The following is a 13,336-nucleotide window of genomic DNA, read 5'->3' as shown; positions in this document are numbered from 1 at the left end:
TTGCCCTCTCAATAAAAACAAAGATTATGGTTTATAAATTTAGAGTAATTCTAGACGCCGAAGAAGATATTTTTAGAGACATTGCAATTCTTGAAGATGATACCCTTGAGGATTTACACAATGCGATCTTCAACGCTTTTGGTTTTGACGGAATGGAAGTAGCTTCGTTTTATACCTGCGACGAAACCTGGAATCAAGAGGATGAAATTCCACTTTTTGATACGGGTGATGTTCCTGGCGAGCAAAGAACTATGGGCGATTATCCGTTATCTTCTATTTTAGACAAAGAAAACACCAAAATCATCTATGTGTATGATTTCATCAATATGTGGACATTCTTAGTAGAATTAGCTGCTGTTGAAGATCAAATCGCAGGAGCTCCATACCCTGAAACCTTATTCTCACACGGAGAAATGCCGGACGAAGCTATCGAAAAAAGCTTTGAAGCCGACATGCACGACGACATCTACGGAGAATTTGAAGACGATCTTGATGAAGACGATCTTGACATGTTTGAAGGCGACGACAGTTTTGAAGATTACGGATTTGAGGAGAATTGGAATTAGTTTTTAAGGTACATAGGTTCAGAGTGACAAAGGTTCAAAGATATTTTCTATAAAACTTTTTTCAAAAAGAAAGAATATTCTTATTTTTATATTTAACTTTTTAAATATAATAGATTATGAATACTTTCCGGGATCTTTTAATCTGGCAGAAATCAATGAACTTGGTTACTGAGATTTACCAAATAACAAATTCATTTCCAAAAGAAGAAATTTATGGACTATCTTCACAAATCAGAAGAAGTTCAGTATCAATACCCAGTAATATTGCAGAAGGTTATGGCAGGGACGGAAATAATGATTACCTGAAATTTTTAAATATTTCAATGTCTTCTTTATTCGAAATGCAAACCCAACTTGAAATCTCATTCAATTTAAAATACTTAAGCGAAAATCGTTTTAACAAAATAAATGGAGAAAGCAGGGAAATAGAACGAATGTTAAGTGCTTTTATCAGAAAAATAAAAGCCCGAAAATAAACTTTGTTCCTTTGTCCCTTTGCCTCTCTGAACCTAAATAAAATATGATAAACTTATTCAACACCCACATCGAGACGCTTGCGATACACCGCGTAGGAAACAAAAGCAGAAACGAAGCGATTTTTTTATCGGAACAGCCATTTAACTTAAATGATGAGATCGTTCCTTTGATAAAAGAATACTTTTTTAAGCCTTTCAGAGAGAAGGAAGAAAACTATTATCAGTTTGCGCACGAAGTCGATTTGGATTACAACGATATGTTTAAATATGCTACAGAGATTTTTGACAATCCCGGAAATTTACAGGAGATCTCAAAGCGAATCACGACACATTTATTCGAACAGTCCAATCACCCACATATTAAAAACGGAGAGGTTTACATCACCTATCTGACGAACTTAAGTATTGACAACAATGTTGTGGATGCCATCGGAATTTTTAAAAGCGAGTTGCAAGCCGACTTTTTACAATTTGAAGAAAAAGACAGCAACCTTGAAATGATCCTGCAACAAGGGATCAACCTAAGCAAATTAGACAAAGGCTGTTTGATTTTTAACTATAAAAAAGAAGAAGGATACAAAATCCTTACTGTTGACAGCAACCGTTATGATGCGCGTTACTGGTTGGAGCACTTTTTATCTGTTGATGCTTTTGAGGATGAAAACTTCATCACTAAAAAATACTTAAAATTCTGCCAGAACTTTGCTAAAGATGTTGTTTTACCAGCAGAAGACAAAAAAGAAGAAGTAATGTTCATGAACCGATCTGTGAATTATTTCGCGAAAAACGATCAGTTTGAAGAACAAAATTTCTTAAACGAAGTATTAGACAATCCGGACTTAATTCCTGAATTCAAAAACTATAAAGTGGATAAGGGAGAAAAATACAGCATCGAAGATGTAACCTCATTCCCTATTGCCAATGCAGCGGTTTCAGACGCCCGAAAATCAATCAAAAACGTAATCAATCTAGACACTCACATTCAGATCAAAATGGATTTCATTAATCCGGAAAGCGCTGAGAAATTTGTTGAAAAAGGCTGGGATGAAGAAAAACAAATGTATTACTACTTAGTGTATTTCAATAAAGAAGAAAAAAGCTAAGAGTCATTCATTTTCTATTACTTACTTAAAGCAAAAAACGGCAACTACACTAGTAATTGCCGTTTTTTTATTTATGTGCCGTTTCAAAATCATAGTATTGAAAACGTCGCTTTTACAATATCGTCATAGACTTGTTTATCTCTTTCTCCGGTTCTGGCCAAAACCCGAATTCCCGAATACGCATTAAAAAGAAACCGTGCCAATACTCTGGCAGCATTCTTCGTGGAAATATGTCCTGCATCTTGCCCTTTTTGAACTGCTTTGGTAAAAATCTCTTCCATAGTCTGTCTGTTGTTCTGTACAATTTTTGCAATCCCTTCGTCATGCATCGCCAGTTCTACAGAAGAATTCACCATAAAACAACCTTTGGTAATACGATCTTCCAGACTTTCCAGCACTGCCTGCTTAAAAACCTCCAGCAACGTTTCCTTAATATTAGCTGACTGCTCAAAAAGCTGTGCTATTTGTTCCTGACCATTCTTCTGATAACGTTCTAAAGACCGAACAAAAAGCTGCTGCTTGTCGCCAAAAGTATCATACAAACTCGAGCGGCTCAGCCCCAAATGGGTAACTAAATCACTGGCCGATGTGCCATTGTATCCTTTATGCCAAAAAATCTCAATCGCTTTATCTAAAGCCTGATCTTCATTAAATTCTTTTGTTCTGGCCATAACTTCAGTATTAAATTATACCTCAAAGATACAAAAATACGGAACAATCGTTCCTGAATTAGTCAAAAAAATTATACTACCGTATTTACAGTAAGTCCACCATCAATAACAATTTCGCTTCCGGTAATAAATGATGCATCATCCGAAGCTAAAAAAAGCACTGTTTTAGCCACTTCAGAAGCCTGACCAAAACGCTTCAATAAAATTTTCTCACTTAAAACTGCACCAAAACCTTCAACTTCTGCTTTCTCCAATCCCAATTTACCATAAAGAGGCGTTTCAACCGGACCAGGAGAAACAGCATTTACTCTGATTTTTCTTGCTGCCAGTTCGGTAGCAAATACTTTATTCAAAGACAATACTGCTGCTTTGCTTGCCGCGTAAACGCTTGAATTTGGCATTCCCACATGCGCATTTATCGAAGTATTAAAAACAATAGAACCTCCGTCATTTAAGATGGGTAGTATTTTTTGAACGGTAAAATAAACTCCTTTTACATTCACATTCATGATACTGTCATAATGCTCCTCTGAGGCTGCATCTACAGGAGCAAAAGCAGCAATTCCGGCATTCAGAAACAGTACGTCAACTTTACCGAATTTGGCTTTTACCTCCGCAACCAAACGATCAATTGATTCTAAATCGGATTGATCCGATACAATTCCGGTTACGTTCAATTCCGTTTCTGCTTTTTCCAAAGCCTTTTTGTTTCTTCCTGTTACAATTACTTTGGCACCGTTTGCTACAAATTCGGCTGCGGCAGCATACCCTATTCCGCTATTTCCACCGGTTACAATAGCCACTTTATTCTCTAATTTTTTCATCTTATTTGTTTTTTAAATTATTGATTATTTCATTATTACAGTACAAAGATACAATAACGGAACGATCGTTCCGTTATTAATTATGTTAATATTTAGTTAAAACAAAAAACTGCTTTTAAAACCCGGTAATACCAAGACTTGACCTCTATACTACCATAAACGAAAGAAATAGGAAATTGTAAAAGATTCTTAATTTATGCTTAATTTTGCAATCTAAACCAATTCAGATGGATATTCATTTATACAACGAAAGTCCTTTCGAAACGATCATATCCTTCCACAAGCTTATTAAATCTTTTGAGGAAATTGCTTTGTCGGATGTTGATTACAGGGCAAACTATGCAAAAGCCATTTTAAAACAAATAGAACCCCTTCCGGAACTTAGAACCGGAATTAAGGACTACGCCACCATTAAAGACAATGAAGCTTTAATCAAAAATTTACTGGCCGACATCTTTCCGACCGCTTTGACGCACAACGAAATAAAAGCCGTTACGATACCTTTTCAGAATTTATCATTCAATTATACCGAACGTTTTAAAAAAATCCTCAGTAATGCAGGATCTGAGTTTGATATGGAAATTCGTGATTTCGACGATCACCAATTCTATGTCAACAATTGCTGTATCATTTTAGGTGCTCATTACAAGCAGCGTATCGATTTTAACAACCCCTTTTTCTATGATATTCCGGATGAAAATGGAATAGAAAAACACTATCGCATTCTGTACAATGCCGATTTCATAGATGTCATTCCAACAGAAAAATCAATCGATCTAACTCAGGACGACATTGATCTGTTGCTGGACAACTACCATGATCTCGAACTTTGGAAATCAAAATTTCCGAAGGGAAGCTGGATTCTGAAAGGATTTGGACTCGTTTCTTTGTTTGATGCGACCACAGAAAGTGCCATTTCAAATCTGAAAAGTAACCTCTTAAAACCCGATTCGTCAACGGCCGCAACGGATGAAATCGTATTCAACATTTTTAAATCTATCTTTAAAATTCCCGATTTAAAAGTGGGTTTTATTGTTTACAATCCTGAGGAAGAAAAATTCATCAGACCTGTTAAATTTGAAACTCAGATGCAAAGTTTTCTGCTTTCAAAAGATCAGGAGATTGATTGCAAGAATGCTTTTTTTGGCTGTACTTTCGAAAAATTATTGGACAATAAAGAACCTTTGGTGGTTTCTAATGTAAAGAAATTCATTGAAGAATCTTCCAATAAAAAACTGGGGGAACATTTATTAAAACAAGGGATTCAAAGCTGCATCTTTGCTCCGGTGGTAAAAGACGGGCATTTATTGGGAGTAGTCGAACTGGTTTCCTCCGAAATAAAAGCGCTCAATACGATTAATGCAACAAAATTGGGGCTCGTTCTGCCGTATCTGACCGATACGATTGATCGTTACAATACAGACATGCAGCATCAGATTGAAGCCATTATTCAGCGCGAATACACCACAATTCACCCAAGTGTTTACTGGAAATTTAGGAGAGAATCTCAAAACTATTTCCAAAATATGAATCATACGAAGGATTATATTTTTAAAGAAATTTCATTTAAAAATGTATACCCTCTTTATGGGCAAATCGACATTAAAGGTTCTTCTGAACATCGAAATGAAACGGTCAAAATCGATCTTAAAAATCAATTGACGGCTTTGTTAAAGATTTTCGAATCACAGGATCCCAACACCAATCTGGTACTTTTGGAACAGCGGAAATTTGAGCTGGAATCCTTCCGTGATGAACTGGATGCTCCTTTAAAAGCAGATACGGAACAGTACATTCAACGTTATATCGAAGAAGAGATTCATCCGCTTTTAAAGAATACGAAAGAGACCGCAAAAAGCGAAAAACTCGAACGTCAGTACTTTGAAAGTCTGGACGCTAAGACCGGATTGTTTTATCAGGAGAGAAAGAAATTTGATAATGCGATGTCTATTATCAATAAAAAACTCGCTTCTGTTCTGGACCGGAAACAAGTTGAAGCACAGCAGATCTATCCGCACTATTACGAACGGTTTAAAACCGATGGTGTAGAGCATAATCTCTATATTGGGGCTTCTATTGCTCCAACCCAGCCATTTGATATGATGTATTTGCACAATTTGCGCTTGTGGCAACTGCAAACCTTGTGCGAGATGGAGCTCGAACATCATCAACTTAAAGAATCGCTTCCGTACGAACTGGATGTGACCTCGTTAATTTTAGTTTTTACCTCTCCGCTTTCCATCCGTTTCAGAATGGATGAAAAACGTTTTGATGTTGACGGAACGTACAATGCCAGATATGAAGTGGTAAAAAAACGTATCGATAAATCGAATATTAAAGGCACAAAAGACCGCATCACCGAGAAAGAGAAAATTACCATTGTCTATTCTCAAAACAGCGAAGAGGCCGAATATTTAAAATACATCAAGTACCTACAGCACAAGAAAATTCTGGAGCCTTCCATTGAACAATTTGAAGTTGAGGATCTTCAGGGAGTTTCAGGTTTAAGGGCAATTCGGGTAAAAGTAATTAACAACAATGCAAATCCAATAGCGAAAAAAATTACATATCAGGACTTATTAGATGAGCTCAGCTAAATTTTAGTTGAGCTTATATTGATTTGAAAGCTATTATAAAAGCGATCACAGTAACAATTATCCCCACCATAAAAAGATTGTAGGCAATGCGCAGTAAATTGTACTTGCGCTGCAAAACCAATCCCAGATAGTACAAATCTTTGATCATCGTGGAATACAAATAGTCGCGATCTTTCATCATTTCGTTCATCGCCCAGTCGTATTCTTCCAATGGCATTTTGTAGAAATTCCCAAAGAATAACAAATTAATTTTCTTGGCTTCGATATCCTCCCGGGTAAACACTCCGGTAGTTACTTTTGGTCTGGTGGAAAGAATCGCAAAAATAATAGTCACCACACTCGAAATCAACATAATAAAAGTAGGCACCACCAAATGTGCATTTTTCGGACTGTCCAGTTTCGGGATAATCGTAGACAATGCAATCGAAATGATAATAGCGTTAACGGACAATAAAATATTGGCTTTACTGTCGGCAATCCCGCTCAGTCGGGTATGATTTCCTAATGTAACACGAAACAGTGTATCAACACCACGATCTGGCTTTTCCACTTTCTCTTTTTTTCTGTTTTCTTCTTCGATTCGATCCGCTTCCTTCTTTTCCTGTTTTTCAATTTTCTTCTGAACCAAAAGCAGGTTTTTCTCTTTTAAAGGCTGCCATTTTTTAAGGGCATAATCGGTATAAAACCGATGTTTATTCATTAAAAAATTCAGGTTCTCCTTTGCCCATTCGGCATTCGAAAAATTCAAATTCCAGGTATTCTTTAATTCAATACGCAATAATTCACAGGTAGTTGCATATTCAGTCCCCATGAGATGGGCAAAATCTGCATCTTTAATTATTTTCTCCAAATGTGTTTTCGGAATGTATTCTTTTACCGTTGCCAGAATCAGGCCTGAAACCTTTGCTATAAATTCATCCGACAATTCTTTTTCTTTCAAAAAGGCTGTAGCAATTTTCACGCTCTCCTGCTCGTGATTCTCATAACCGTTAATATATCCGGTATCATGAAACCAGGCCGCTACTAAAAGTATTTCTTTCTCCTCTGCCGTAACATCTTCTTTTTTGCAAAGCTCTTTTACAGCATTTACGACCGTTAAAGTATGGTTAAAATTATGATAAGAATATAAATTAGAAAGTTTATCTTTGAGTAAATTACTAACAAAATCTTCGGATTGTTCTATTAAATTCATAGAGAATATTTTTACACCACTAAATTATGAAATTGTTTTTGGATAATCATTTTATTGCGAAAATTAAAACCTGTTCTTTAGCAATAACGACATTGCTGCTCACCTATTCCTGTGCGACGCATAAGGCGCAATACGGAAAAAGTGTCAGCGCTAATGAAACGGAAAACGCAACAGATAGCATAAAAATTGCCCACACTTTTTATTTAGTAGGAGATGCCGGAAATGCCGATGAGGAACAAGCCCAGCAAACACTTGAACTACTGCACCAAAAACTAAAAAAAGCGAGTAAAAAATCGACTTTACTTTTTTTAGGGGATAACATTTATCCGAAAGGTTTTCCTGCTAATGACGATGCCTCAGAAAAGGCTCTGGCCGAAACAAAACTTACCAATCAATTAAAGCTAACCAAAGGGTTTAGAGGAAAAACCATTGTCATTCCCGGAAACCACGATTGGTACAGCGGCATCAAAGGTCTGGAACGTCAGGCCGAATTTGTGACAAAATATTTGAATGATAAAAAAGCCTTCTTACCCCGAAAAAGCTGTGCCATAGAAGATGTAAAAATTGACAGCACCACCACTTTAGTAACCATAGACAGCGAATGGTTTCTGGAAGACTGGGACAATCATCCCACAATCAATGACAATTGTGACATTAAAACCAGAGAAGATTTCTTTGACGAACTGGAAAGCGTCCTGAATAAAAACCAGGAAAAAACAGTTATTCTTGCCATTCACCATCCGCTGATGAGCAATGGCTCGCATGGCGGGCAGTACTCGCTAGAAAAACAATTATTTCCTTTAGAGCAAAAAATCCCGCTTCCGGTAATAGGTTCCTTTATCAATTTACTGCGAAAAACTTCTGGTGCAAGTCCACAGGACATTCAAAACAAACAATATACGATTTATGCCAAGCGCATTAAAACACTTTTGCAAAAGCAGAAAAATGTAATTGTAGTTTCCGGACACGATCATAATCTGCAATACGTGAACAAAGAAAACATCAAGCAAATCATTAGTGGTGCTGGATCAAAATCGGAGGCTGCAAGGGCAATCAATTCAAACGATTTCTCTTATGGCGGAAATGGTTATGCGACCTTAACTTTGTTTAAAAGCGGGGACGCTAAGGTTTCTTTCTTTGGAAATGAAAACAACCACGAAAAATTACTTTTTGAACATGAAATCATAAAAGCAAAAGAAATCAACTGGGCTGCTGATATTCCGAATAATTTCCCTGCTACGATGACCACTTCGATCTATTCTGAAAAAATGACCCAAAAAAGTCTATTCCATAAATTCCTTTTCGGAAATCATCACAGAAAATATTACAGCTTACCGATCGAGGCTAAAACTGCCACTTTAGACACTTTAATGGGTGGACTTAAACCTATTCGTGAAGGCGGTGGGCACCAATCCAAATCGTTAAGAGTATCTGATCCTAAAGGCCGTGAATATGTGTTGCGTGCGTTGAAAAAAAGTGCTACACAGTTTTTACAGTCAGTAGCCTTTAAAGATCAGTACATTGTTAATGATTTTGAAAACACCTATGCCGAAAACTTTTTGTTAGACTTCTACACCACTTCACATCCTTATACACCTTTTGCAGTTGGTAATCTGGCCGACAAACTAGGATTGGCGCATACCAATCCGATCATATATTACATTCCGAAACAAAATACCTTAAAAGAATTCAATTCGAATTTTGGAGATGAGTTGTACATGGTCGAAGAAAGACCTGCTGACAATCATTTGGACGGTAAAAACTTTGGAAATCCAACAGATATCATAAGCACATCTGATATGATGAAAAACCTTCATAAAGATGAAAAATATACGGTTGATGAAAACGAATACATAAAAGCACGTTTGTTCGACATGCTGATTGGCGATTGGGACCGACATGACGATCAATGGCGTTGGGGCGAGTATAAAAAAGACGGAAAGGTTACTTACAAACCAATTCCACGCGATCGCGATCAGGCTTTTTCAAAATATGATGGTACTTTACTTTCACTGTTGATGAACATTCCTGCGCTGCGTCACATGCGTACATTCAAAGACAAAATCGACAACGTAAAATGGCTCAACAGAGAACCTTACCCACTCGATGTGGCGTTTTTGAGAACTGCCGACGAAAAAGACTGGATCGCTCAGGCAAAATACATTCAGGAAAACTTAACCGATGCTGACATTGACAATGCGTTTAAAAGCCTGCCGAAAGAAGTTCAGGACGAGACTATTAAAGACATACAACAGAAGTTAAAAAGTCGAAAGAAAGAACTTCAAAAATATGCTTCCGAATACTTTGATGTTTTAAGCCATACGGTGATGATTGCCGGAACGGATAAAAAAGACAAATTTGTAATCAATCATAGTGCTAAAAAAACGCTGGAAATTAAGGTTTTCAGAATAAAAAAGGACGGCGACGAATTAGTGTATATCAAAACCGTTACAGATGCCAAAACTTCCAATTTATGGATTTACGGTTTAGACGATAACGATGTTTTTGAGGTAACAGGCAAGCAAAAATCAAACATAAAAATTCGTTTGATTGGCGGACAAAACAATGATACGTACAACATTGAAAACGGAAAAAGAGTTATTGTATATGACTTTAAATCAAAAGAAAACACCTATAATCTGGATTCAAAAACGCAAACGCAGCTGACAGATGATTATGATGTTAACTTGTACAATTATGAAAAACCGAAATACAATGTGGTTTCAGGACTTCCAAATATGGGTTACAATCCCGACGATGGCGTAAAACTTGGCTTTAACTTAAACTACACCGTCAACAATTTCAAACAAAATCCATACACCCAAAAGCACGTTTTAAATGGTTTTTATTATTTCGCAACGGGCGGTTTAGAGTTTAATTATGCTGCACATTTTCCGGGCTTATTAGGTAAATGGGTTATTGACGTTGAATCGCAATACACCACCCCGAACTTTGCAATGAATTATTTTGGATATGGAAATGAAACTGTCAATAATACAGAGCAGTTTGGAATGGATTATAACCGCGTTCGCATCCAGAAATTTAATGTTTCGGCAGCGATCCGACATGTCGGACGATATGGTAGCGAGTTCAGCATCCAGCCCATGTTCCAGCAAATGAGAGTAGAAGAAACTAAAAACCGATTTATCGACATTCCAAACATCATTAATCCGGAGATTTTTCAAAGTCAGACCTTTGGTGGTGCGAAAATCAAGTACCAATTCAAAAATTCTGATTTTGCCGCGAAACCTACTTTGGGAGTTACTTTCATGATCTCGGCAACCTGGTTAGCAAATTTAAATGAAACAAAACAAAACTTCCCGACTCTTGAAAGCCTTTTAGGATTTACCCATAAAATTGATTCCAACGGAAAGCTGGTTTTGGCTACTCTTTTAAAAGGAAAAGCACTGCTGAACAATAATTACGAATTTTATCAGGGGGCTGCTTTAGGTGGCGATACTGACTTGCGTGGTTACAGAAACGAACGCTTTTTAGGAAGCTCTTATTTTTCTCAAAGTACCGATTTGCGATTCAGTATTGGTAAAATTCAAAAAACAATTGCTCCGTTCACTTACGGAATTTTGGGTGGTTTTGACTATGGAAGAATCTGGCTGGACGGTGAAAATTCCAGAAAATGGCATCAGGATTACGGTGGCGGACTTTGGCTGAATGCAATCAATGTGCTAACCGCAAGAATCACTTATTTCAAATCTCCTGACGAAACAGGAAGAGTCATTTTTGGAGCGGCGTACAGCTTTTGATTTTTATAGGGACTAAGAGACTGAGGTTCTAAGGTACTGAGTTTAAAAATTAGCCACGAATTCACGAATTTTAGTTTACAAAATCATTCGTGAATTCGTGGCAAAAACCTTAGAACCTTAGCAACTCAGTATCTCAGAACCTTAGAGTTTAAACTCATAAACATTCCCACCAGTCTTATTGGCCTTCTCGTCGGCGATCAGCAAGGTGTTGTTGTCTTTAAAAACGATGGCTTCTTTTTGCGAAAAGTGGTCCAGTTTAATTTCGGTTTGAGATCCTTTATGAAACAAATCGTTTTTGTAGCCTTTAAACAAAACAATTTTATCATGACTTAACAAAACTACTTTTTTCCCGTCGGGACTAATCGTAGCACTGGTTAAAACGCAATGATTGTAGTTGTCGCAAGTCTTAAACTCTCCAATTTTAGTCGCTTTCTGCGTTCCGGGTGCATTTAAAATTTTATAAATAAAAGCAGTTCCATCAAAGTTTTTACTGCGGTTTTTGGTAAAAAGATAAAAGTAGTTTCCGTGTTCAAAAAAGCCTTCGACATCAAAAAACAGTGCTTTTTTCTTTGGTGGAAACTCCGTTTGCTCCGGATAGGAAAACGAAACTTTATATTCTGCTACTGCCTGAGCTTTATTCAACTGGTTCTTATTGACTTTATAAATACACAAATCTCTGCGTTCGTTGTCGTTATTCCCAAAATCGCCAATATAGATGTTGCCGCTTTTGTCTTTCGTAATATCTTCCCAATCTACGTTTGTCGCATTTGAAATTGTGATTGCTTTTGCCATTTTCCCATCTGACTTTATCGCATAAATCTCATTTTTATTACCACTGTCCTCCAAAGCATAAATTAAATTTGTTTCAGGGAAATAGGTAATTCCCGAAACTTCTTTTAATTTCTTCGGCAGTGCATAAAGTGTTTTAAAATTTGTATTGGACTGTTGCTGACAAGCCAATAAAGCAATAGAGATTCCAAGTAAAAACTTTTTCATGATATTTTCTTTTTAACATTTTAACCCATTCTGTACTTAAACCAGGTTGGTATTTTTAAAATTACGAGTAATAAATTCGAAAGCGGCAAACATAATGTGTCCCATCGATTTGGCATTTTTGAACTTCATATCATTGGTATAACGATACAATTCCATTTTTAGTTGATTCAAATGCTCTTCTGTTGAAATCGTATCGTGACACATGATATTCAGCAGCTTTTTGATTCTGTTCTCGGCAGAATGTATACGTTTTGCCAAAATCGCTCTTTCTTCATCCTTATACTGAATAATGGAACGGTCTTCTAATTTCTCCTTAATCAATTTTATCATCGGATAATTTTCTTTAAAGAACTGTGGACGATATACTTTAAAGTTCCCTTCATAACATTGCTGATCAAAATCAATGGGGCGTATTTTATAGACCACCTGATCAAAATCATGAATGGGTACAATTACATAATTATAAGCACGCATATCACCTAAAAGCCGGATCATACAGCGTTCGTTGAACTTCACAAATTCTTTTGCGATTTGCGACTTTTCCATTTCCGTACAGCCATCCAGTAAAGTATCCATAAAAACATCACCCGGAATCCCGATAATGTGCTCCTCAATTAAAGTGTCTTTAAAAACCAAAAAGTTGATTTTATCCGGCGAGAGAATGTCTTCCAGCTCCAAACCGTAGATTCTTGAAGCATCTGCTTTTTTGATATAAAAATGTACATAATTATCATTGAGAATATTACGAACTTTTATTCGGAAAGGTTTAGAATTTCCGAAAGTACAATAATCAATAGCATCAATGTTTAAGTACTGAATGATCTCATTGTTTCCATCAGAATGTAAAAGGGAGTATATTTTTTTCAGATTCAGATCGATTTCATTTCGCTCAAATTCACTATAATACACCCTAATCCATAAGGTATCCGTTTCGTTTTTATCATAAACATTTACAGAACCCGTAAATCGCAATAAATCATCATAGAACACTGACACTTTCGAAATACGTTCGTATCGTTCCAAATAACTCAGCAGAGATGGCATTAAAGGATAAGATGGTTTTTTCAAAACCATTAAAGGTTCGCTCATATTTTTGAATATCTTTATTACAAATTTACATGAATCGTCTGATAAAAATAAATTTAGCGTA

10 protein-coding genes are annotated in these 13,336 nt (G+C 36.5%); 5 read left to right on the top strand and 5 right to left on the bottom strand.

Going from position 1 to position 13,336, the window contains the following annotated elements:
- Positions 1–26: 26 nt before the first annotated feature.
- The 3 genes from ACN1CN_RS12545 to ACN1CN_RS12535 all read left to right on the top strand — a co-directional run bounded on the left by ACN1CN_RS12545 (position 27) and on the right by ACN1CN_RS12535 (position 2,145).
- Positions 27–566 carry a plasmid pRiA4b ORF-3 family protein gene (locus ACN1CN_RS12545; protein WP_264524941.1) on the top strand — a complete coding sequence of 180 codons (540 nt, stop codon included), beginning with the start codon at positions 27–29 and terminating at the stop codon, positions 564–566.
- 116 nt (positions 567–682) lie between these two features.
- Entirely contained in the window at positions 683–1,042 is a 360-nt protein-coding gene (locus tag ACN1CN_RS12540; RefSeq protein ID WP_173966346.1) for a four helix bundle protein, read from the top strand.
- 44 nt (positions 1,043–1,086) lie between these two features.
- Positions 1,087–2,145 carry a nucleoid-associated protein gene (locus ACN1CN_RS12535; protein WP_173966345.1) on the top strand — a complete coding sequence of 353 codons (1,059 nt, stop codon included), beginning with the start codon at positions 1,087–1,089 and terminating at the stop codon, positions 2,143–2,145.
- A gap of 89 nt (positions 2,146–2,234) precedes the next feature.
- Here the strand turns inward: ACN1CN_RS12535 and ACN1CN_RS12530 are convergent, their stop codons facing one another.
- Positions 2,235–2,816, bottom strand: a complete 582-nt coding sequence (locus ACN1CN_RS12530; protein WP_291286758.1) for a TetR/AcrR family transcriptional regulator — start codon at positions 2,814–2,816, stop codon at positions 2,235–2,237.
- A gap of 71 nt (positions 2,817–2,887) precedes the next feature.
- Positions 2,888–3,640, bottom strand: coding sequence for an SDR family oxidoreductase (locus ACN1CN_RS12525; RefSeq protein WP_419135904.1), 753 nt, complete (start codon positions 3,638–3,640; stop codon positions 2,888–2,890).
- A gap of 227 nt (positions 3,641–3,867) precedes the next feature.
- On the opposite strand from ACN1CN_RS12525, the gene ACN1CN_RS12520 reads away from it, so the two are divergent.
- Entirely contained in the window at positions 3,868–6,237 is a 2,370-nt protein-coding gene (locus ACN1CN_RS12520; protein ID WP_419135903.1) for a GAF domain-containing protein, read from the top strand.
- Positions 6,238–6,250: 13 nt separating this feature from the next.
- Here the strand turns inward: ACN1CN_RS12520 and ACN1CN_RS12515 are convergent, their stop codons facing one another.
- Positions 6,251–7,429, bottom strand: coding sequence for a Pycsar system effector family protein (locus ACN1CN_RS12515; RefSeq protein ID WP_419135902.1), 1,179 nt, complete (start codon positions 7,427–7,429; stop codon positions 6,251–6,253).
- Positions 7,430–7,455: 26 nt separating this feature from the next.
- On the opposite strand from ACN1CN_RS12515, the gene ACN1CN_RS12510 reads away from it, so the two are divergent.
- The gene (locus ACN1CN_RS12510) at positions 7,456–11,190 is read left to right on the top strand and encodes a metallophosphoesterase (RefSeq protein ID WP_419135901.1); all 3,735 of its coding nucleotides are present in this window, start codon (positions 7,456–7,458) and stop codon (positions 11,188–11,190) included.
- Positions 11,191–11,331: 141 nt separating this feature from the next.
- On the opposite strand, the gene ACN1CN_RS12505 is transcribed toward ACN1CN_RS12510, so the two are convergent.
- Together ACN1CN_RS12505 and ACN1CN_RS12500 are read right to left on the bottom strand one after the other, a co-directional pair.
- Positions 11,332–12,186 carry a hypothetical protein gene (locus ACN1CN_RS12505; protein WP_419135900.1) on the bottom strand — a complete coding sequence of 285 codons (855 nt, stop codon included), beginning with the start codon at positions 12,184–12,186 and terminating at the stop codon, positions 11,332–11,334.
- A gap of 36 nt (positions 12,187–12,222) precedes the next feature.
- A complete protein-coding gene (locus tag ACN1CN_RS12500; RefSeq protein WP_264524951.1) occupies positions 12,223–13,275 on the bottom strand; it encodes a hypothetical protein in 1,053 nt (350 codons plus the stop codon).
- Positions 13,276–13,336 lie beyond the last annotated feature (61 nt).

It is taken from the genome of Flavobacterium sp. T12S277 (genome assembly GCF_048514875.1).
Lineage (GTDB): Bacteria > Bacteroidota > Bacteroidia > Flavobacteriales > Flavobacteriaceae > Flavobacterium.
The sequence above is the reverse complement of the archived record's forward strand: the minus strand, read 5'-3'. Positions and strand labels throughout refer to the sequence as shown.

Bases quoted from the DNA above. Each gene is read 5' to 3' on its own strand.
- ACN1CN_RS12545 (WP_264524941.1), top strand. From the start codon at position 27: ATGGTTTATAAATTTAGAGTAATTCTAGACGCCGAAGAAGATATTTTT.
- ACN1CN_RS12540 (WP_173966346.1), top strand. From the start codon at position 683: ATGAATACTTTCCGGGATCTTTTAATCTGGCAGAAATCAATGAACTTG.
- ACN1CN_RS12535 (WP_173966345.1), top strand. From the start codon at position 1,087: ATGATAAACTTATTCAACACCCACATCGAGACGCTTGCGATACACCGC.
- ACN1CN_RS12530 (WP_291286758.1), bottom strand. From the start codon at position 2,816: ATGGCCAGAACAAAAGAATTTAATGAAGATCAGGCTTTAGATAAAGCG.
- ACN1CN_RS12525 (WP_419135904.1), bottom strand. From the start codon at position 3,640: ATGAAAAAATTAGAGAATAAAGTGGCTATTGTAACCGGTGGAAATAGC.
- ACN1CN_RS12520 (WP_419135903.1), top strand. From the start codon at position 3,868: ATGGATATTCATTTATACAACGAAAGTCCTTTCGAAACGATCATATCC.
- ACN1CN_RS12515 (WP_419135902.1), bottom strand. From the start codon at position 7,429: ATGAATTTAATAGAACAATCCGAAGATTTTGTTAGTAATTTACTCAAA.
- ACN1CN_RS12510 (WP_419135901.1), top strand. From the start codon at position 7,456: ATGAAATTGTTTTTGGATAATCATTTTATTGCGAAAATTAAAACCTGT.
- ACN1CN_RS12505 (WP_419135900.1), bottom strand. From the start codon at position 12,186: ATGAAAAAGTTTTTACTTGGAATCTCTATTGCTTTATTGGCTTGTCAG.
- ACN1CN_RS12500 (WP_264524951.1), bottom strand. From the start codon at position 13,275: ATGAGCGAACCTTTAATGGTTTTGAAAAAACCATCTTATCCTTTAATG.